The organism is Brevundimonas sanguinis, assembly GCF_029636725.1.
GTDB classification, from domain to species: Bacteria; Pseudomonadota; Alphaproteobacteria; order Caulobacterales; family Caulobacteraceae; genus Brevundimonas; species Brevundimonas sanguinis.
In genome coordinates this window covers 2,879,691-2,899,565 of record NZ_CP116770.1, presented here as the reverse complement: position 1 = coordinate 2,899,565, position 19,875 = coordinate 2,879,691, and the positions used below count along the sequence as shown (strand labels likewise).

Below are 19,875 nucleotides of genomic sequence, written 5' to 3'. Positions count from 1 at the left end.
CTGTGTGGATAACGCCAGATGTTGTGTGGATAACACCTTGCTGTCCCTAAATGTAGTGTTAAGGCTCGCGCCGGTTCAAATGATATTTTGGCGCCAGAGTCGGATTTTTCACTTGCTATGGCGGGAATGGCCGACGGGCGGGCTTTGGGGCCCAGGTGGTGACTCCTGGGAGTCGGAGTGACTGTTTCTATCTGCCGTAAGGCCGGTGGAACGTCCCCTCAGCTTGACCGTTAGCGCCCCATGGCTCCGCATCCCACCGCCTTTTTGACCCGCGCCCTGCGTGTCGCGCGCACTGAAATCGCCGCTGTGGCCGCCATGCTGGTCGTCGCCCTGGGGGTGCTGACCTTCATCGAGGTGGCCGACGACATGCGCGAAGCGGACGGCCAGGCCTTCGATCAGGCGGTGCTGGCGGCGGTCCGGCCCTTCGCCGACGATCCCGGCCGCCCCTGGGGGCCGTGGTGGCTGCACGAGGCGGCGGCGGACCTGACGTCATTGGGCGGCATATCGGTTCTGACGCTGTTCGCGATCATCGCTATCGGCTTCCTGCTGATCATGAAAAAGCGGCTGTCGGCGCTGATGCTGGTGGTCGGCCTGGCGGGCGGGGTGGCCCTGAGCGAGGGGCTGAAAGCGCTGTTCGAGCGCGAGCGGCCGCCGCAGATCTATCAGGCGGTCGATACGCTGAACGCCAGCTTCCCCTCCGGTCACGCCCTGCTGTCGACGGTCTTCTATCTGACGCTGGGCGTCATGCTGACGCGGGCCTTTCCGCGCCGGCGGCTGAAGGCCTATGTGCTGGGCTGTGCGGTGGTGATCGCCCTTCTGATCGGGCTGACGCGCATCTATCTGGGCGCGCACTGGGCCTCGGACGTGTTTGCGGGCTGGAGCGTGGGCGCCGCCTGGTCGATGGCGCTGTGGCTGGTCGCCTATGCCGCCGAGCGCCGCCAGCGCCTGCACGACGCGCCGCTTCAGGACGCGCCCTGATCGCCGCCCTTAGACCAAGGTCTAGCGCCGCGACGGCGCGCAGCTGACGGATAAAGACGGACGACGTTTCAGGAGTTGCCCATGACCGATTTCGCCGCCCACTACGCCGAACGGCTGACGACGCCCGAGGCGGCGGCCGCCCTGATCCCGTCGGGCGCCAAGGTGGCCATCGCCCTGGGCGTCGGCCAGCCGCCGGCCCTGCTGAAGGCCCTGGCCGAGCGGGCCGAGGCGCGGCAGGTCGGCGACATCAACCTCTACTACCTGCTGTCCACCGCCATCGCGGGCGAGACGGTGATGCGCTACGAACTCACCGACCGCATCCGCCCGCACAGCCTGTTCCACGGCGCCATCGAACGGAAGCTGGAGGCGCGCGGGCGCGAGGAGGGCCGCCGCGCCGTCTGGTTCGTGCCGACCGGCTTTCAGCAGGCGCCCCGGGTGCTGACGCAGGAGATCGGCGTCGACACCCTGCTGGCGACCGTCTCGCCGATGGACGCCGAAGGGTATTTCAGTTTCGGGACCAACACCGACTACGCCTTGGCCGTGTCGCAGAGCGCGCAGCGGGTGATCCTGGAGGTCAATCCGTACATGCCGCGCGTGTTCGGCGACTGCCGCGTCCACATTTCTCAGGTCGCGGCCCTGGTCGAACATGCCGCGCCCCTGCTGGAGGCGGGCAAGGCGCCGCAGCAGCCGCAGGATCGCGCCATCGGCGCCCTGATCGCGGGGCTGGTCGAGGACGGGGCGACGCTGCAGATGGGCATCGGCGCCCTGCCGGACGCCGTGTGCGCGGCCCTGCACGACCATCGCGACCTGGGCGTCCACACCGAGATGCTGACGCCCGGTCTGGTCGAGCTGATGAAGGCGGGCGTCGTCACCAATGCGCGCAAGACCCTGCATCCGGGCAAGACGGTGTTCACCTTCTCCATGGGCGACCGTTCGACCTATGAGTTCCTGCACGAGAACCCGGCTGTCGAAGCCTATCCGGTCGACTATGTGAACGACCCGGCCGTCATCGCCCGCAACGATCGGATGGTGTCGGTCAACGCCACCCTTCAGATCGACCTGTTCGGCGCCTGCTGCTCGGAATATCTGAACGGGCGGCAGTATACGGCGGCGGGCGGCCAACTGGACTTCGTGCGCGGCGCGACGGCGTCAAAGGGCGGCAAGTCGATCATCGCCTGCCATTCGACGGCGGCGAAGGGGACCGCCTCGCGCATCGTGGCGCGGCTGGACGGTCCGGCGACGACGCCCCGCAACGACATCCACTACGTCGTCACCGAGCATGGGGCCGTCAATCTGAAGGGGCTGACCGACCACGCCCGCGCCCGCGCCCTGATCGGCCTGGCCGCGCCGGAGTTCCGCGAAGGGCTGGAGCGCGAGGCCAGGGCGATGGGCCTGCTCTAGGTTTAACAAACCGTCCCCATCTTCCTCCCCAGTTTCCTGTCATCCAAACACCACATCTAGCGGTCGTGCGAAAATTGATCGCTAGATGTGCGCATCTTCCCTTGTTCGGACGCGCCGGGGGACGCATGGTGCGGGCGCCCTCTCCTGGATTCGCGACAGGTCTTTTTCGATGAACGCCCCCGCTATCATTCGTCCCGACATGCCCGGCCTGCTGACCCCTTCGGCCGCCTATAAGCCCTTCCGCTATCCGTGGGCCTTCGACATGTGGAAGAAGCAGCAGCAGGTCCACTGGATGCCCGAGGAAGTCCCGATGGGCGAGGACGTCAAGGACTGGGCCGCCAATCTGAACGACGGCGAGCGCAACCTGCTGACCCAGATTTTCCGCTTCTTCACCCAGGCGGACATCGAGGTGCAGGACAACTACATGGAGCGCTACGGCCGGGTGTTCAAACCGACCGAAGTGAAGATGATGCTGGCCGCCTTCGCCAATATGGAGACCATCCATATCGCGGCCTACGCCCTTCTGCTCGAGACCATCGGCATGCCGGACAGCGAGTTCGGCGCCTTCATGGAATACGAGGCCATGAAGGACAAACACGACTACATGGGCCAGTTCGGGGTCGACAGCGACGCCGACATCTGCCGGACCCTGGCCATGTTCGGGGGCTTCTCGGAAGGGCTGCAGCTGTTCGCCAGCTTCGCCATGCTGATGAACTTCCCGCGCCAGTCCAAGATGAAGGGCATGGGTCAGATCGTGTCCTGGTCGGTGCGCGACGAGAGCCTGCACTGCGAAGGCATCATCAAGCTGTACCACGCCTTCAACAAGGAGACGGGCGCCGTCACCAAAGCCGTGGCCGACGACATCGTCGACTGCTGCAAGACGGTGATCCAGATGGAGGACAAGTTCATCGACCTGGCCTTCGAAATGGGCCCGGTGAACGGCATGACGCCCGACGACATCAAGGCCTACATCCGCTTCATCGCCGACTGGCGCCTGCGCCAGCTGAACCTGCCCGAGGTTTACGGCGTGACCGAGAACCCGCTACCGTGGCTGCAGTCGCTGCTCAGCGGCGTGGAGCACGCCAACTTCTTCGAGGCGCGCGCCACCGAATACTCCAAGGCGGCGACGCAAGGGTCGTGGCACGGCGCCGACGGCGTCTGGGACAGCTTCGACAATATGATGAAGCGCCGCACGCACAGCGCTGAGGCCTGATCCAGCCCGCGGTGGCTAAGTAAAAAGGGCGCCGCTGACGCACGGTCGGCGGCGCCTTTTTTGTTGCGGAAGGCCTAGTTCGGCCCCTGACGCCCGGCGTTGCAGCGGGCGCGGTCGCCGCGTTCGCAGGCGGCGACGGTGGCGCGCCAGTCGGCCATCTCTCGGTCATAGCGGGCCTGGGCTTCCCCGGCGGCGCGCAGATCGGCCTCGTGGCGTTCACGGGCGGCGCGGGCGTCGGCCTCCGTCTGACTAAGCTCGGCCTGCCAGCGCCGCTGGGCCTCGGCCTGTGCGGCCTGATTGGCGCGGTCTTCATTCTCGGCCAGGTCGTTTTGGGCGACGATTTCGGCGTTCAGGGCCTGGGTCTGACGCAGTTCGTCTGGGTCCTGCTTGGAATCAGGCGCGCGGCGGTAGCGCTCGCCCTTGGTCAGCATTTCGGCGACGGGGTCGCGCGACTGGGCTTGAGCCGAGCTCTGGGCTTGAGCTGAGCTTTGGGCTTGAGGCAGGTCGGCGCGGGGCGTCGTGGTCTGGGCGCCGGCGGGCGCGGCCAGGGCCGCCAGCCCCAGGGTCAAGGCCAAGGTCTGGGACAGAACCGGCGCGGCGCTTCGCGGGGCGGAAAAGCGAATCATCGAAAATCTCCTTCGGACGCGGCGACGGAACGCTGCAAGCTTGGCGTTTCCGAGGCTTCAGGGGAACAACGCTTCACGGGCCGGTTTGGCTGCCGGTCACATCGGCAGGCGCAGTTCGAACCGCGCGCCCCACGGCCCGGTGTCGACCAGCGTCAGCGAGCCGCCGTGGTTCGCCGCCAGTTCACGCGAAATGGTCAGTCCCAGCCCCGTGCCGTCCGCCTTGCTGCCGCTGACGAAGGGCTCGAACAGGCGCTCGGCCAAGCGCGGCGGGATGCCGGGTCCGTTATCGGCGATGAGGATGGCGGCCTCAGCCCCTTCGGTCGCGGCGCTCACAGTGATGGCGCCCTTGCCCCCGCTCTCTGGATTCGCCTCGATGGCCTGACGGGCGTTGCGCATCAGATTGACCAGGATGCGGTGAAGTTGGTCGGGGTCGGCGTTGACGGTGAAGCGGGCGGGCAGGTCGCGCACCAGTTTCACTCCGTCCGGCTCCAGCCCGGCGTCCTCGGCGGCGGCGGCCACGGCGCGGGCCAGCAACATCTTCTGACGCTGGGGCGCGGGCTCTTCGGTCTTGCCATAGGCCAGGACGTTGCGCGCCAGGGTCGAAGCGCGCCCCAGCGCCCGCTCCAGCCGTGGCAGGGCGATCGCCACCAGCGGGTCGGACGAGGTCGACAGCCGCTCAGACGCCATCTGGGCCGAGGTCAGCATGTTGCGCAGGTCGTGATTGATCTTGGCCACCGCCTCGCCCAGCGCCGCCAGGCGGGCGCGCGAGCGCAGCGATTGGCGCACCTCCTCCTGCATCCGGGCCAGTTCGCGCTCGACCCGGCCGATCTCGTCGCGACGGCTGGACGGCGGTTCGGCCGGGCTTTCGGGATCGGCGGCGAAGCGTTCGATCGAGCGCGTGACGCGGCCCAGCGGCTGCAGCACCAGATAGGACAGGGCGGCGTACAGCAGACCGCCCGCCACCGCCGCGATCAGCAGGGCCACGGCTAGGTTGTTGCGCAGGAAGGTCGCCAGCTCCTTCTTCAGCGGCTGGGCCGGGGCCAGGATCTCGATCAGGTCGCCCGAGCGATAGCGCGGCGCCGCCTGCACCCGCAGCGAGCGGTCGGGGTGGCCGAACAGGGTCTTCCACGGGTCCAGCAGCCGCGCCCCGATATTGCGCTGGCGCAGGTCAATCAGCTCGGGCGCGCGCGGCAGGTTGGGGGCCTGCAGCAGCAGGCGGCGCACGCCCTGTTCGCCGACCACGACCGACTGCACTCCGCCGATACTGAGCAGCTGCTCCGCCGTCGTGTCCTCGACGGCCGAATAGGGCAGGGCCTCGACCCCGACCGAGGCCAGTTCCGCCGCCTGCAGCCGATCCATCAGCCACCGCTCCTGGAAGGAGGCGGCGCTGGGCACGATGATCAGGCCGACGACCGACAGGGTGAAGACGACCGTCAGCACCAGCAGCCGCACCGACAGGCCGTCCGGCGACGGCAGGGCGAACCGGCGGCGCGGCTCGGGCCGTTCCGTCACCGGCGTGACCTCGGGCGCATGGGACTGCATCTCGCCCACCGTCATGACGCCTCCGTGCGGCGGCGGCCGCGCAGCGTTTGGCCCAGCCTGAGCAGCAGGGGCAGCAGCATCGACAGGAAGGCCACGCCCATCAGGGGCCAGAAGAACTCGGCGAACAGGCTGCGGATGTCGGGGTTAGGATTGGTGATCAGCACCTCATGCAGGCTGTCGCCGATCCAGCAATAGATGATGTGGGCGGGCAGCAGGCCGACGAAGGTGGCGATGACGTAGGGGCGCAAGGGGGCCGCCATCACGCCCGCCGCCACATTGATCATGTGAAACGGCACGGTGACGACCAGACGGGCGATCAGCACATACCAGAAGGTGTCCTTGTCCACCCCCGCGCAGACCTTGTTGAGCAGGCCCGTATCGGCGGCGGCGCGGCGGCGCAGGGAATCGCCCAGAGCGGTGCGCCCGACATAATAGACGGCTAGGGCGCCGACGGTGGCGGCGAAGGCGGTGGCCACGCCCCCGACCCATGGCCCGAACAGATAGCCCGCCGTCACAGTGATGAAGACCACGCCCGGCACCACGCTGGCCGTCAGCACGGCGAAGATCAGCATCAGGACGCCCAGGGCCAGCAGATAATGTCCGGCGACCAGGGCCTCCAGCGTTGCGCCATGCTCGCGCAGCGTGTCCAGCGACAGATAGCGATTCCAGCCCATGCCGAAGATCAGGGCGGCGGCGGCCAGCAGCACGGCCAGGGGCAGAAATCTTTTGACCCGGTCCAAACCGCGCTCCATCCTCTTTCTTCTGCATCCCTAGCGGATTTCCAGCCGTCGTGCGCGTCTGTCGAGCGCACGGAAAAGCGGCTGTGGCGTTGACTCCCGTCCTGTCGCCGCTTATACGCCCGCCTCTCTCGCGGCTGACGCTTGTGTCTGTCGCCAACCCCAGTAACCCGGAGCCGACCGTGAAGCGGACCTATCAGCCGTCGCGACTCGTGCGCAAGCGCCGTCACGGCTTCCGTTCGCGGATGGCCACCGCGAACGGCCAAAAGATTGTCGCGCGTCGCCGCGCCAAGGGCCGCAAGCGCCTGACGGCCTGACGTCACGCGCCCATTTCCCTTCAGGGCGGGGCGCATGACCGATCTGATGAAAATCGATCGCCTGTTGAGGCGGCCCCAGTTTCTGGCGGCCGCCAAAGGCGTTTCCCAGGCCCGCGGCGCCGTGGTGGTCCAGCAGCTGGACCGCGCCGACGGGGACCCTTCGGTGCGCCTTGGATTCACCGCCACCCGCAAGATCGGCGGCGCCGTCGTGCGCAACCGCGCCAAGCGCCGTCTGCGCGAGGCCGCGCGCCTGCTGACGCCGCTGCACGGGCGAGCGGGATGCGACTATGTGTTCATCGCCCGCATGGGGACGGCGGACCGCGACTGGGACCGCTTGCTTGACGATGTGAAATCGGCCCTTACAAGGCTCGCAACCCCGCGCGCGGCTTCCGATATGGGAGACCGGGCCGTTTCGACCGCCTCGACACCGACCCGCGCCGCCACCAGCCCGCGCCCCGCCGACCAGGACCGCTGATTTCGATGCAGACCCAGAATTCGCGCAACACCATCATCTTCTTCGTGTGCGCGGCCCTGATCATGGGCGTCTACTACTTCATGGTGATGCGCCCGCAGGCCGAGAGCCGCCGTCAGGCGCAGATCGTCGCCGCCGAGCAGCAGAAGGCCCGCGAGGCTTCGGCCGACGCCGGCGTGACGCCGACGGGCCCCGCGCCGGGCGTCTTTATCAAGGACCGGGGCCAGGCCCTGGGCGCCGTCGCCCGGGTGCCGATCCAGACGCCGACGCTGAAGGGCTCGCTGTCGCTGCAGGGCGCGCGCATCGACGACCTGTATCTGACCAACTACAAGGAAACGCTCGACAAGAGCTCGCCGCCGGTCGAGCTGTTCCGCCCGCAGGGCATGGAGCACGCCTATTTCGCCCAGTTCGGCTGGAGCGGCCCCAACGTCGCCGGCGGCGTTCCCGGCCCCAACACCGTCTGGCGCCTGACCAAGGGCGAGACCCTGACGCCGACCACCCCTGTCGAACTGACCTGGGACAATGGTTCGGGCCTGCGCTTCACCCGCCTCGTCTCGATCGACGAGCAGTATATGTTCACGGTCAAGGACACGGTGGCCAACCTGGGAACCCAGGCCATCGCCATCGCCCCCTACGGCCGCGTCGAGCGCCAGGGCGTCCCGGTCGACCTGGGCAAGCAGATGATCCTGCACGAGGGGGCCATCGGCGCCTTCGGTTCGGACGGCAAATTCACCACCGAACAGGTCAAGTACAAGGACTGGGCCAAGAAGCCGCGCATCCAGAAGGATTCGGTCGGCGGCTGGATGGGCATCACCGACAAATACTGGTTGGCGGCCCTGATCCCGACCCAGGACGAAGCTATCGAAGGCCGCTTCTCGGTGCGCGACGCCGACGGCATGAACGTCCACGAAGCCGCCGTGCTGGGCGCCACCCGCACGATCCAGCCGGGCCGCCAGATCGAAGAGACCCAGCGCCTGTTCGCCGGCGCCAAGCGCGCCGAAGTGCTGAAGGGCTATGAGGAATCGCTGGGCCTGCCGCGTTTCGTCTACGCTATCGATTGGGGCATGTTCTGGTTCCTGACGCGCCCGATCTTCACCGTGGTGGAGTTCTTCTACGGCGTGCTGGGCAACTTCGGCCTGGCCATCCTGGCCCTGACGGTCGTGGTCAAGCTGGTCCTCTTCCCGCTGGCCAACAAGTCCTACGAGAGCCTGTCCAAGATGCGGACCCTCCAGCCCAAGATGGAGGAGATCAAGAAGAAGCACGGCTCCGACCCGCAGAAGCAGCAGCAGGAGATGATGGCCCTTTATCAGCGGGAGAAGATCAATCCGCTGGCGGGCTGTCTGCCGATGGTGGTGCAGATCCCGGTCTTCTACGCCCTGTACAAGGTGCTGTTCGTGACCATCGAAATGCGTCACGCCCCCTTCTTCGGCTGGATCCGCGACCTGTCCGCGCGCGACCCGTCGACGATCTGGAACCTGTTCGGCGCCGTGCCGTGGGACCCGGCCACCCTGCCGGTGCTGGGCGGCATCCTGAACGGCCCGCTGCACCTGGGCGTGCTGCCTCTGGTCTATGGCTTCACCATGTGGCTGCAGATGGCGATGAACCCGCCGGCACAGGACCCGATGCAGCGTCAGATCTTCCAGCTGATGCCGATCGTTTTCACCTTCATCATGGCCCCGTTCGCGGCCGGCCTGCTGATCTACTGGGCCTGGAACAACGTCCTGTCGATCATCCAGCAATATGTGATCATGCATCGCTTCGGGGCCGAGAACCCGATCGACAGCTTCATCGCCCGTTTCAAGAAGGCCTGATCGTTTGGACGCTTCTGACGAGCCCAAGGTCGGCGAATACGCCGACGCCGAGATCGAGGCGGCGCGCATCCTGTTCGCGCGCACCGCGACCTTCATCATGGGCTGCGCCAAGATCGAGCAGCTGCCGACGCCGGACCTGCCCGAGATCGCCTTCGCCGGCCGCTCCAACGTCGGCAAGTCCAGCCTGATCAACGGCCTGGTGGGCATGCACAAGCTGGCTCGAGCCTCGAACGAGCCGGGCCGTACGCGCGAGGTCAACTTCTTCGACCTGGACGGCCGGATGCGTCTGGTCGACCTGCCCGGCTACGGCTGGGCCAAGGCGTCGAAAACGACGGTTAAGAAGTTCCAGGACCTGGGCCGCGACTACCTGCGCGGCCGGGTGACGCTGAAGCGCGTCTATCTGCTGATCGACAGCCGCCACGGCCTGAAGAAGGTCGATGACGAGGCGCTGGACGCGCTCGACCTGTCGGCCGTCTCCTATCAGATCGTCCTGACCAAGGCCGACAAGCTGAAGGCGGGCGAGGCAGCGAAGGTCCAGGCTGCAACGCTGAAGGCCATCGCCAAACGCCCCGCCGCCTATCCGCACGTGGCTGTCACGTCGTCGGAAAAGGGCTTCGGTCTGCCCGAACTGCGCGCCGAGATCATGCGCACCACGGGCGTCACCCTGGACTGAATCGCTCGCGGCGGTATGAACCGTTAAGCTAGACCCGCGTTATCCGCTCGGTTCTTAACGAGAGGGGAGCGCGCCATGCGTTCAGCGATCATGGGCGGCGTCGCCGCCGCCTGCCTGCTGGGTCTGTCGGCCTGCGGAAACAACAACAAGGCCGAAGCCCCAGCTGCTGACGGGGCTGAGACCGCCTCGACCGCCGCCGCGCCTGCGAGGCTTGACGCGCCCAAGCCGGGCCTATGGCGCGTGTCCACCGCCATGGAAGGCATGCCCGGCGGCGCGGCCATGGCGCCGCAGGATGTCTGCATCAAGGAAGCCAGGCTGGAGGCTCCCGCCAATGCCCAGCAGCCGGGCGCCGACTGCACGACCCAGCCCTTCGCCCGCCAAGGCGACGCTATGGTCGCCACTTCGACCTGCGCCCTGCCGGGCAATATGAAGGCTGATTCCACCATCCGCGTCACCGGCGACTTCAACAGCCGCTACGTGACCGAAGTGACGACTAGGATGGACCCGGCGCCGACGCCCCAGATGGCCCCGACCAAGATCACCATGACGGCCGAGCGCATCGGCGACTGCCCCGCCAGTCAGTAATCGCTCGCGGGCCGACGCCTGGCAAAAGAGGCCGATTGTCCGGGCGGACATGGCGCCGCTGCGACGCGGCCCCATATCGGTCGGATGATCCCTTTGTCCGTTCTCGACCTCGCCCCCGTCCCCGAAGGCTCCGACGTGGGCCAGGCGCTCGCCAACACCATCGATCTGGCCCGCCACGCCGAACGGCTGGGCTACAATCGCTACTGGCTGGCCGAGCATCACAACATGCCGGGCATCGCCAGCGCCGCGACCTCGGTCGTCATCGGCGCGGTGGCGGCGGCGACGCAGACCATCCGCGTCGGAGCCGGCGGCGTCATGCTGCCCAACCACGCCCCGCTGGTCATCGCCGAGCAGTTCGGCACGCTGAACGCGCTATATCCTGGCCGCATCGACCTGGGACTGGGGCGCGCGCCGGGCTCGGATCAGGCGACGGCGCGGGCCCTGCGCCGGACGCTTCAGGGCGACCACGACGCCTTCCCGCAGGATGTGATGGAACTGATGCAGTGGTTCGCGCCCGCCGCGCCGGATCAGCGCATCATCGCCAATCCGGGCGAGGGGCAGGACGTGCCGATCTGGATCCTGGGCTCCTCGACCTATGGCGCCCAACTGGCGGCGCATCTGGGCCTGCCCTACGCCTTCGCCAGCCATTTCGCGCCCGGCGAGATGATGCGGGCCATCGACATCTATCGGCAAACCTTCCGTCCATCGCCGCATCTGGACAAGCCCTACGTCATGCTGGGCTATAACGCCTTCGTGGCCGAGACGGACGAGGCGGCGCGCCTGTTGTTCACCTCGGTCCAGCAGGCTTTCGTCAACCTGAGGACCGGCCGCCCCGGCAAGTTGCCGCCCCCGGTCGAGGGCTATTACGAGCGTCTGGACGGGGCCGCGCGCGGCATGATCGACGCGGCTCTGGCCTGTTCGGCCGTCGGCGCTCCGGCGACGGCCCGGGCCGCCCTCGACGTCTTTATCGCCCGTACCGGGGCCGACGAACTGATGCTCACCAGCCAGATTTGGGACCCGGCCGCGCGGATACGATCGCTGGAGCTGCTGGCCGAGGCGGCGGGAATCTAGGCGTCGTTCCCGTCCGGGCCGTCCGGCAGAAAACGCAGCGGTGGCGTCGTGTCATTGCTGTCCTCTGCTCTCTGGCCCAGCCGCCGCCATGCCGCGCCCAGACGAATCGCGTCGGCCAGGTCTTGCGGCGATATCGGAGTCTGTGCGGTCAACCTCTGTCGCAGGCCCTGACAGGCGCTCAGGATCGCCGCAGCCTGGCGCACCTCGGCGATATCGGAGCGGGCGCCTAGACCCGACAACGAGGCGAAGCGCCATCCCTCGCCTGCGGGTGCCGACTGGACGAGGCTCCATTTATCGGCAGGGCTCATGGTTTCGCTTAGCCGTTCCCAGCTCCCAGCGTCGCCCTTCCGCCGATACTGCCCCGGCTGGTCCGGTAGGCCGTGCCGAGCGTAAACAGTGGCGGCGGCGCGCTCCAGCCCTGCTATCTGTTCCAACAGATCACGGCTGGCGTCGGCGTCCGCACTGCGTGGTTCGATCGCGACCTTGGCGGGCGAACCGAACAGGGCGCGGCCGAAACGCTCCAGCACGGGCTTTGCTTAGTTCAGGTTCAGCGTGCTGGTCACGGAGACGTCGTAGACGACGCGTGTGATGCTCTGCACGAACTCGAAGAATTTGCGCATCTCTGCGGCTCCGGCGCGCGGGGCGTAGATGACGTCGTCGGGCTGCATCTGGAAGTTGCTGGCGATGAAGAAGCCCTCGCCCTCGTTGAGGTTCAGGCGGTAGACCACCGGCACCCCGCGCGAGGTGACCGGCTGTTGGATGCCCAACGCCTGGGCGACCTCCGGCCGCTCGAAGCGGAAGACCAGCACCGACCGGGCGTTGGCCAGGTTGGAATCCAGCCCGCCGACGCCGCTGAGCGCTTCAGCCAGGGTCAAGGGCCCGGACGGCAGCTCGCTGCGCGCCACGGCGTTGAAGGCGCCGAAGGAGCTGAAGCGGCGGGGCTTGTAGACCAGATTAACTTGATCGCCGCGCTGGAGGCGCACGTTTTCATTGAACTCGGTCGTCACGACGGACATCGGCGCAGCGTAGGTCTTGCCGTCGCGCTGAATCCGAACGTCGATGTCATACAGCGACCGCGACGGGCCGCCCGCAGCGGCGATCACGTCCAGAATGCGGTTGTGGTTGCTCGTCAGCGGTTGGCGGCCCGGATTGCGGACCTCGCCCAACACGGTGACGGCGTTGGACGTATTGCCAGCGATGGTGACGATCACCTGCGGATTGGCCACCTTGCCGATCAGGGCGCGGCGCACGGCGGCCGAGGCCTGCGTCGGCGTCAGTCCCTGAACATTCACCTCGCCCGCGAAGGGGATCGGCACGGCGCCGTTGCGGTTGACGACCAGCGGCGGCAGGGTCTGGTTGCCGCTGGATCCTGCATTGTTGGAGCCGCCCCCGAACAGGGCGCCGCCGGGCTCGAACACGCTCACGGCCAGGGTGTCGCCGACGCCGATCACGTCGGTCGGGGCGTCCGACGACGCCAGGGCCAGGGTCGAGAAGGACGGCGGCGGCGCGGCCTTGAGACGTTCGCTCAGGGCGAAATCCAGATCGATCAGGGCGTAGTCGCCGGCGCGTTCGGGCGACGAGGCGCCCTGAACGACATTGCGCCCGGACGGCCCGTCGCGCGGCAGGGTGGAGCACCCGGCCAGAAGGGCGACGATGAGCAGGCTGGCGGCGGTTCTGGTCATGGGGCCTCTGTTCAATTTCATCAGATGCTTACCCTTCAGGCGGTCGCGCCGCCAGAGGAAGACAGCACCCGTTCCTGAACGACATTGAAATGGCGCGCCCAGTCCGGGGCGCAATAGGGCGGGGCGACGGGCGGGTTTCGGGTCCAGTCTTCCAGCGCGCTCAGCCAGCCCAGCCCGTCCAGCGGGTCGATCAGGCGGGCGTGGGGCACCAGTTCGCGGTGGGCGGCGATGTCGGAGGCGATCAGGGGCACGCCCATGGCGCTGGCCTCGACGGCGGGCAGGTCGAACCCTTCCACCGAAGACGGCGCCACCATGGCCCGGGCGCCGCGCATCAACGCAGACAGGGCGCAGTCGGGCAGGTTTTCGGCCTGATGCACCAGGCCCCGCAGATTGGGCGAGCGCTGCAGATGGTCCAGCACCGCCTCATTCTCCCAGCCGTAACGCCCCACCAGGACCAGACGCGGCGTCTCGTCGCCCATCGTCTCCTGAAGGCGCCGCCAGACCGTCAGCAGGAAGGCCAGATTCTTGCGGGCCTCGATCGTGCCGACGTGCAGGAAGTAGGGGCGGGCGGCCGTGATGGCGGTGCGGCTGTCGAAGGTGCGCTCCAGCCCCAGGTGGGCGACCTCGATCGGCGGGGCGGCCAGGTTGGACCGGGCGGCGAACCGTTTCAGCTCGTCCGCCGTGTAGTGGGAGTTGACGAGGATGCGCGAGGCGTGGCGCAGGACATTTTGCATGCGCCGCGCATGCTTGGCCCCGTCGCCGGGGCGGCAGAACTCGGGGTGGGTCACCGGGATCAGGTCGTGGACCATGATGATCCGTTCGATGCCGCCGTCCGCCAGCGACGTCAGGATGTCCGGCGTGTTCAGACTGGTGTGGCCGACGTTGATATAGGCGCGGGCCGAGGGCGGCGCGGCGATGCGGCGCGACCGGAAATACTGTTTCCAAACCCGCTTCGGCTTCTTGCGAAGTTGCGGGTTTTCCTCAGGCACGTGGCCGATCACCGAGGCGCCGTTGTCGGGCGAGTTCAGGGCGTCGAACAGCCTGCGGGCCTCGCCGTTCAGTTCGGACACCGCGCCGGGGCCGGTCCAGCGCGTCCGCAGCTCGGTCAGGCGCTGACGGAACCAGTCGTTGTCGACGCGCGCCAGCTGGTCCTTGCGCGCCCGCACCGGCGTCATCCGATAGACGGGATGCTCGATCAGCCATTCGGCATAGGCCAGACAGACCCGATCCACGCCGGTCGGCGCGCTGCGTTCGGTCCGGCTGAGCAATCGACTGGCGTCAAAGAGCACGTCCTGCACCATCAGGAGACGTATCCCGCCTGCATCAACTCGGCGATGTGGATGATGGCGACGGGGCGCCGCTCATCGATGACGAACAGATTGCTGATCTTGTTGGCGCTCAACAGATCGACCACGTCGCTCATCCGGGCCTGAGGATCGACCGTGATCGGGCTGCGGCTCATGATGTCTTCAGCGTGCAGGGCCGTGATGTCGTTGGTGAAGGCGCGGCGCACGTCGCCGTCGGTGATCATCCCGGCCAAAGAGCCGTCCGGCGCCAGCACGGCGACGGCGCCCTTGCGCCCCTCGGTGATGGCCGAGACGACGGTTCTGAAATCGGCGTCCAGCGGCACGCTGGCGGGGGCGGCGGCGTTGTCGCCCATCCATTCGCGCACGGTCTGCAGGCTCATGCCCAGCGAGCCGCCCGGATGGTGCAGGCCGAAATCCTCCCGCGTGAAGCCGCGCCGGTCCATCAGCACCATGGCCAGGGCGTCGCCCATGGCCAGGGACATCAGGGTCGAGGTCGTCGGCGCCAGGCCGTTGGGGCAGGCCTCGGCCACCTTGGGCATGGTCAGGCAGACGTCGGAGTGGCGACCCAGGAAGCTCTGTGGCCTCTGAGTGAGGCCTATCACCGGAATGTCGTTGCGTGCGCAGAAGATGAGCGGATCGCGCAGTTCGCGGCTCTCGCCCGAGTTGGACAGGGCCAGAAGCGTGGTGTCCGGGCGCAGCATCCCCAGGTCGCCGTGGCTCATCTCGGCCGGATGGACGAAGAAGGAGTTGGTGCCGGTCGAGGCCAGGGTGGCGGCGATCTTGCCGCCGATGTGTCCGGACTTGCCCATGCCGGTCACCACGACATAGCCCGGCCGCGACAGGATGACGTCGGCCGCCCGCGCGATCGAAGAATCCAGCGACCGCTCCAGCGCCTCCAGCGCCTCTATGTTCAGGCGCACGACCTCGCGGGCGCGGTCTGACATGGCGGCGAGCTGTTCAGAAGGAGCGGAGAGGGCGGTCATCACGGTTCCAGGTGCCGGGGCCGCTTCTGCGGCTCTTCGTACAGCAGCCGGAATTGCCCCAATAAGCTGCTCTACACAATGGCGTGGTCGGAAAAGCGCCGGACAAAACGTTTCGATCCGGCCCGTTGAGAATCTTTTACAACCTTTGCGGTGCTCGCGCGTTGTGACGATCTCACTAATGGGAAAGTCGAAACCTCAGCCTGATGTCCGATGCTCAGGGGGCCGCTCCCCCGCGCCTGCCTCACCCGCCCGTCTGCTTGCCCAGCGCAGCCCTGTTTCTCGACCTCGACGGGGTCCTCGCCCCCCTTGCGCCGACGCCCGACGCCGTCGGGCCGGACGCGCGCCGCACGGCGGTGTTGACCCGGCTGACGCAGGCCCTGCAGGGACGCGCGGCCGTCGTTAGCGGCCGCACGCTTGCGGAGATCGACCGGATCAGCGACGGCGCCGCGCGCGCCGCCTCCGGCGTGCATGGCCTGGAACGCCGGCGCGACGACGGCGCCCTGTTGCGCGCGGATCCGTCGCCGGCGATCAAGCAGGCGCTGCAGGCCTTCCACGCCTTCGCCGCCGCCCGTCCCGGCGTTCTGGTCGAGGACAAGAGCCTGTCGGCGGGTTTGCACTTCCGCCAGGCTCCGGAGGAGGGCGACGCGGCGACGCGGCTGGCGACCGATCTGGCGGCGTCGACGGGCCTGACCCTGCAGCCGGGCTCCATGGTGCTGGAGCTGAAGACCCCCGGGGCGGACAAGGGCACGGCGGTTCGCGCCTTCATGCAGGAACCGCCCTTCCTCGGCGCGACGCCCGTCATGGTCGGCGACGATCTGACCGACGAGGCCGGGTTCGAGGCGGCGCAGGACCTGGGCGGGTTCGGCGTGCTGGTCGGGCCGTCGCGGCCAACCGCCGCCCGCTATCAACTGGCCGATGTCGCTGACGTTCTCGACTGGCTGGAAGCCGTCGCCGCAGACGCTCACAAGGAGGCCCGCCATGAAGCCTGACCTCGACCTCGCCCCCATCGGCAACTGCTCCGTCAGCGCCCTGGTCGATCGGCGCGGCCGCTTTGTCTGGGCCTGCGCTCCGCGGATCGACGACGACCCGGTCTTTTCCGCCCTGATGGACGGCGAGGCGCCAGAGCACGGCTTCTGGGCCATCGAGCTGGAGGGCCTGGCCTCGGTCGAACAGGCCTATGTGCGCAACACAGCCGTTCTGCGCACGGTGATGACGGCCGCGGACGGCGCCGCCGTCGAGATCATCGACTTCTGCCCCCGCCATCTGAAGCACTCGCGCATCTATCGGCCGACCGCCTTTGCGCGGGTGGTGCGGCCCCTGTCGGGCTCGCCGCGCATCGCCGTGCGGCTGCGCCCCTCGGCGGACTGGGGCGCGCGCGCGGCTGAGCGGACTTCCGGCTCCAATCACATCCGCTATCTGTGCAGCGACGTGACCCTGCGCCTGACCACCAACTGTCCCGTCAGCCATGTTCTGAACGAGCGCACCTTCCGCCTGGAAGAAGAGATGGCCTTTTTCCTCGGCCCGGACGAAGGCTACGATCAGGCGGTGCTGGCGGGCGTCAATGCCGCGCTGGACCTGACCATCGCCCACTGGAAGCACTGGACCCGCACCCTCTATCTGCCGCTGGACTGGCAGGAGGCGGTGATCCGCGCCGCCATCACCCTGAAGCTGTGCGTCTATGAAGAGACCGGCGCCATCGTCGCCGCCATGACGACGTCGGTGCCCGAATTCCCCGAGAGCGGGCGCAACTGGGACTATCGCTACTGCTGGATCCGCGACGCCTATTACACGGTACGGGCGCTGAACCGCCTCGGCGCGGTGGATATCCTGGAGCACTACCTCGGCTATCTGCGCAATCTGGTCGACGCCTCGGCGGGCGGCCATGTGCAGCCGGTCTATGGCGTGGGGCTGGAGCCCGCCATCGTCGAGCGCATCGTCGACAGCGTGGAAGGCTATCGCGGCATGAAGCCGGTGCGCGTCGGCAATCAGGCGCATGAGCATCTTCAGCACGACGTCTATGGCCAGATCGTCCTGCCGCTGGTTCAGGCCTTCTTCGATCAGCGCCTGCTGCGTCCCGGCACGGTCGAGGATTTCCGCGCCTTGGAAAAGGTCGGCGACCGCGCCTTCGCCATGCACGATCAGGTCGACGCCGGCCTGTGGGAGTTCCGCACCATCGCGCGGGTGCACACCTATTCCTCGGTCATGTGCTGGGCGGCCTGCGACCGTCTTGCCCGCGCGGCGCATCACCTGGGCCTGAACGACCGCTGGGAGGTGTGGCGCGAGCGGGCGCGCGTCATCCGCGAGCGCATCGAGGCCGAGGCCTATCTGCCCGACGAGGGTCGCTTCGCCGCCAGCTTCGGCGGGACGGAACTGGACGCCGCCCTGCTGCAGATGACCGACCTGGGCTTCCTCGACGCCCGCGATCCGCGCCAGGTGAAGACCTTCGAGGCGATCGAGCGCGACCTGAAGCGCGGCCCTTATCTGTTCCGCTACATCCACCCGGACGACTTCGGCGAGCCGGAGACCGCCTTCAACTTCTGCACCTTCTGGTACATCGAGGCGTTGGCGCTGAACGGCCGGGTCGAGGAGGCGCGCGTCATCTTTGAGGAGATGCTCAGCCGCCGCACCCATGCGGGCCTGCTCAGCGAGGACATTTCGATCCAAGACGGCGAGCTGTGGGGCAACTACCCCCAGACCTATTCCCTGGTCGGGATCATCAACTGCGCGGTCCTGCTCAGTCGTTCGTGGCAGGACGCCCGATGAGCCGCCTGATCGTCGTCTCCAATCGCGTCTCCGCGCCGAAAGACCCGGCGGCGGGCTCTGCGGGCGGGCTGGCCATGGCGCTGTCGGCGGCGCTGCGGAAGTATGAGGGCCTGTGGTTCGGCTGGTCCGGCGAGACCGTGGAGCGGTTCACCGGCGAGCTCAACATCGAGGATCGCGCCGGCGTCACGGTGGCCACCGTCGATCTGGAGCCGCAGGATGTCGATGAATATTACAACGGCTACGCCAACAAGACCCTGTGGCCGCTGTTCCACCACCGCGTCGACCTGACCGCCTATGAGCGGTCTTACGGCGAGGGTTATGAGCGCACCAATCGCCGTTTCGCCGAGGTGCTGCAGCCCCTGCTCCAGCCCGACGACGTGATCTGGATTCACGACTACCACATGATCCCGATGGCGCGGGACCTGCGCCGGCTGGGCGTGAAGAACCGCATCGGCTTCTTCCTGCATACGCCCTGGCCTGCGCGGCAACTGCTCGTCACCCTGCCGCATCACCGGCGGCTGGTGAAATCCATGTTCCATTTCGACCTGCTGGGCTTCCAGACCCGCGAGTGGATGGAGCTGTTCCAGCGCTACGTCGAGGTCGAGGCCAAGGGCGTGGTCGGACCCGGCGGCCGGGTCGAAGCCTTCGACCGCAGCGTCCAACTCGGCGTCTTTCCGATCGGCATCGACGTGGACGGTTTCTTGGCGGCGCGCGATTCCCTGCTGGGCCAGAAGACCTATGACCGGATCGCGGCCAGCGCCGCCTTCCGCTCCATGATCGTGGGGGTGGACCGGCTCGACTATTCAAAGGGGCTGGAACAGCGCCTGCTTGGCTATGAGCAGTTCCTGGAAGACAATCCGTCGATGCGCGGCGATGTCTTCCTGCTGCAGGTGACGCCGATCTCGCGCGATGACGTGGATACCTACCAGGACATCCGGGCGCGCCTGGACGCCCTGGCCGGGCGCATCAACGGCGCCTATGCCGACATGGACTGGCAGCCGATCCGCTATCTGAACCGGACCTTCCGACGCGACCAACTGGCGGGCATCTATCGCGCCGCCCGGGTCGGGCTGGTGACTCCGCTGCGCGACGGCATGAACCTGGTGGCCAAGGAATACGTCGCGGCCCAGAACCCCGACGATCCCGGGGTGCTGATCCTGTCCCGCTTCGCCGGGGCCGCTGAACAGATGGGCGAGGCCCTGCTGGTCAACCCCTTCAGCCGTGAAGAACTGTCCGACGCCATCCACAAGGCCCTGACCATGCCCCTGGAAGAGCGCATTCGAAAGTGGAAGGCGCTGATGCAGGTCGTCCGCGACACCGACGTCGCCCACTGGCGCGATCAGTTCGTGCGCGCGCTGCTGGCAGAGAGCTAGCGCGGCGGCGCAACGCCTCATTTGCGCGGTGCGGCGCGGCGGTAACGCGGCGAACCCGTCTGGCTATGACCCTCCTAGCGCAGACGCAGAGGGTGGGTCGTGGCGATTGAGAGTCCTGACCGTTTGGCCTTGAACTATCTGTGGCGCGGGCTGCTGTGGAATTCATCGCCGACGCCGGTTATGAGCCCGCAGGTAATTCGTCAGCGCGACGGCAGGTTCATCGCTCGTTCAGCTTGGTCCAGACAGGGAAGCTCTGTTGTCTAACCCCGGGGCGGGAATGGCTTTTTGTGTTGAAACGGCGCCACAGTCGCCACAATCAGCGCTAGAAGAGGGAACTGCCG

Annotated in this window: 19 protein-coding genes; 12 read left to right on the top strand and 7 right to left on the bottom strand. The window is 67.5% G+C overall.

Annotation, left to right across the window (positions count from 1 at the left end; all coding sequences use genetic code 11):
- The first annotated feature begins 240 nt into the window (after positions 1 to 240).
- From PIB44_RS14220 to PIB44_RS14210, 3 genes are all read left to right on the top strand, one after another.
- Positions 241 to 978 carry a phosphatase PAP2 family protein gene (locus PIB44_RS14220; RefSeq protein WP_025976626.1) on the top strand — a complete coding sequence of 246 codons (738 nt, stop codon included), beginning with the start codon at positions 241 to 243 and terminating at the stop codon, positions 976 to 978.
- Between the two features lie 81 nt (positions 979 to 1,059).
- Positions 1,060 to 2,379 carry an acetyl-CoA hydrolase/transferase family protein gene (locus PIB44_RS14215; protein ID WP_278069857.1) on the top strand — a complete coding sequence of 440 codons (1,320 nt, stop codon included), beginning with the start codon at positions 1,060 to 1,062 and terminating at the stop codon, positions 2,377 to 2,379.
- Between the two features lie 169 nt (positions 2,380 to 2,548).
- A complete protein-coding gene (locus PIB44_RS14210; RefSeq protein ID WP_025976624.1) occupies positions 2,549 to 3,592 on the top strand; it encodes a ribonucleotide-diphosphate reductase subunit beta in 1,044 nt (347 codons plus the stop codon).
- Between the two features lie 74 nt (positions 3,593 to 3,666).
- On the opposite strand, the gene PIB44_RS14205 is transcribed toward PIB44_RS14210, so the two are convergent.
- The 3 genes from PIB44_RS14205 to PIB44_RS14195 form a co-directional block, all read right to left on the bottom strand.
- Complete coding sequence (locus PIB44_RS14205; protein ID WP_278069856.1) at positions 3,667 to 4,218, bottom strand: cell wall hydrolase; 552 nt, start codon at positions 4,216 to 4,218, stop codon at positions 3,667 to 3,669.
- A gap of 96 nt (positions 4,219 to 4,314) precedes the next feature.
- The gene (locus PIB44_RS14200; protein ID WP_278069855.1) at positions 4,315 to 5,775 is read right to left on the bottom strand and encodes a sensor histidine kinase; all 1,461 of its coding nucleotides are present in this window, start codon (positions 5,773 to 5,775) and stop codon (positions 4,315 to 4,317) included.
- The gene (locus PIB44_RS14195; RefSeq protein WP_278069854.1) at positions 5,772 to 6,512 is read right to left on the bottom strand and encodes a TVP38/TMEM64 family protein; all 741 of its coding nucleotides are present in this window, start codon (positions 6,510 to 6,512) and stop codon (positions 5,772 to 5,774) included. Before PIB44_RS14195 ends, PIB44_RS14200 begins: the two co-directional genes overlap by 4 nt.
- 167 nt (positions 6,513 to 6,679) lie before the next feature.
- Here PIB44_RS14195 and rpmH point away from each other — a divergent pair, with 167 nt between their 5' ends.
- From rpmH to PIB44_RS14165, 6 genes are all read left to right on the top strand, one after another.
- Entirely contained in the window at positions 6,680 to 6,814 is a 135-nt protein-coding gene (gene rpmH, locus PIB44_RS14190; RefSeq protein WP_024354913.1) for a 50S ribosomal protein L34, read from the top strand.
- Between the two features lie 34 nt (positions 6,815 to 6,848).
- On the top strand, positions 6,849 to 7,289 hold the full coding sequence (gene rnpA, locus PIB44_RS14185) for a ribonuclease P protein component (protein ID WP_025976620.1): 441 nt from the start codon (positions 6,849 to 6,851) through the stop codon (positions 7,287 to 7,289).
- Between the two features lie 5 nt (positions 7,290 to 7,294).
- Complete coding sequence (gene yidC / locus PIB44_RS14180) at positions 7,295 to 9,097, top strand: membrane protein insertase YidC (RefSeq protein WP_278069853.1); 1,803 nt, start codon at positions 7,295 to 7,297, stop codon at positions 9,095 to 9,097.
- A gap of 4 nt (positions 9,098 to 9,101) precedes the next feature.
- Positions 9,102 to 9,770, top strand: a complete 669-nt coding sequence (gene yihA, locus PIB44_RS14175; RefSeq protein WP_278069852.1) for a ribosome biogenesis GTP-binding protein YihA/YsxC — start codon at positions 9,102 to 9,104, stop codon at positions 9,768 to 9,770.
- Between the two features lie 75 nt (positions 9,771 to 9,845).
- Entirely contained in the window at positions 9,846 to 10,355 is a 510-nt protein-coding gene (locus tag PIB44_RS14170; RefSeq protein WP_278069851.1) for a DUF3617 domain-containing protein, read from the top strand.
- Between the two features lie 84 nt (positions 10,356 to 10,439).
- Positions 10,440 to 11,426: an LLM class flavin-dependent oxidoreductase gene (locus tag PIB44_RS14165; RefSeq protein ID WP_278069850.1), complete on the top strand. Its 987-nt coding sequence runs from the start codon at positions 10,440 to 10,442 to the stop codon at positions 11,424 to 11,426.
- On the opposite strand, the gene PIB44_RS14160 is transcribed toward PIB44_RS14165, so the two are convergent.
- The 4 genes from PIB44_RS14160 to PIB44_RS14145 are packed head-to-tail and all read right to left on the bottom strand — an operon-like array spanning position 11,423 to position 15,398.
- The gene (locus tag PIB44_RS14160) at positions 11,423 to 11,953 is read right to left on the bottom strand and encodes a hypothetical protein (protein WP_278069849.1); all 531 of its coding nucleotides are present in this window, start codon (positions 11,951 to 11,953) and stop codon (positions 11,423 to 11,425) included. The two genes, PIB44_RS14165 and PIB44_RS14160, sit on opposite strands and share 4 nt — an antisense overlap.
- A 9-nt stretch (positions 11,954 to 11,962) precedes the next feature.
- Positions 11,963 to 13,108: a polysaccharide biosynthesis/export family protein gene (locus PIB44_RS14155; protein WP_278069848.1), complete on the bottom strand. Its 1,146-nt coding sequence runs from the start codon at positions 13,106 to 13,108 to the stop codon at positions 11,963 to 11,965.
- Between the two features lie 35 nt (positions 13,109 to 13,143).
- A complete protein-coding gene (locus PIB44_RS14150; RefSeq protein ID WP_278069847.1) occupies positions 13,144 to 14,409 on the bottom strand; it encodes a glycosyltransferase family 4 protein in 1,266 nt (421 codons plus the stop codon).
- Positions 14,409 to 15,398: a KpsF/GutQ family sugar-phosphate isomerase gene (locus tag PIB44_RS14145; protein WP_278069846.1), complete on the bottom strand. Its 990-nt coding sequence runs from the start codon at positions 15,396 to 15,398 to the stop codon at positions 14,409 to 14,411. Before PIB44_RS14145 ends, PIB44_RS14150 begins: the two co-directional genes overlap by 1 nt.
- Positions 15,399 to 15,601: 203 nt before the next feature.
- On the opposite strand from PIB44_RS14145, the gene otsB reads away from it, so the two are divergent.
- Genes otsB through PIB44_RS14130 form a run of 3 tightly spaced genes read left to right on the top strand, consistent with a single transcriptional unit; the run spans position 15,602 to position 19,534 of the window.
- Complete coding sequence (gene otsB / locus PIB44_RS14140) at positions 15,602 to 16,387, top strand: trehalose-phosphatase (RefSeq protein ID WP_253121839.1); 786 nt, start codon at positions 15,602 to 15,604, stop codon at positions 16,385 to 16,387.
- Positions 16,377 to 18,161 (top strand): glycoside hydrolase family 15 protein, encoded by a 1,785-nt coding sequence (locus PIB44_RS14135; protein ID WP_278069845.1) that lies wholly within the window; start codon positions 16,377 to 16,379, stop codon positions 18,159 to 18,161. Before otsB ends, PIB44_RS14135 begins: the two co-directional genes overlap by 11 nt.
- Complete coding sequence (locus PIB44_RS14130; RefSeq protein ID WP_278069844.1) at positions 18,158 to 19,534, top strand: alpha,alpha-trehalose-phosphate synthase (UDP-forming); 1,377 nt, start codon at positions 18,158 to 18,160, stop codon at positions 19,532 to 19,534. The genes PIB44_RS14135 and PIB44_RS14130 overlap by 4 nt, the downstream gene beginning before the upstream one ends.
- Positions 19,535 to 19,875 lie beyond the last annotated feature (341 nt).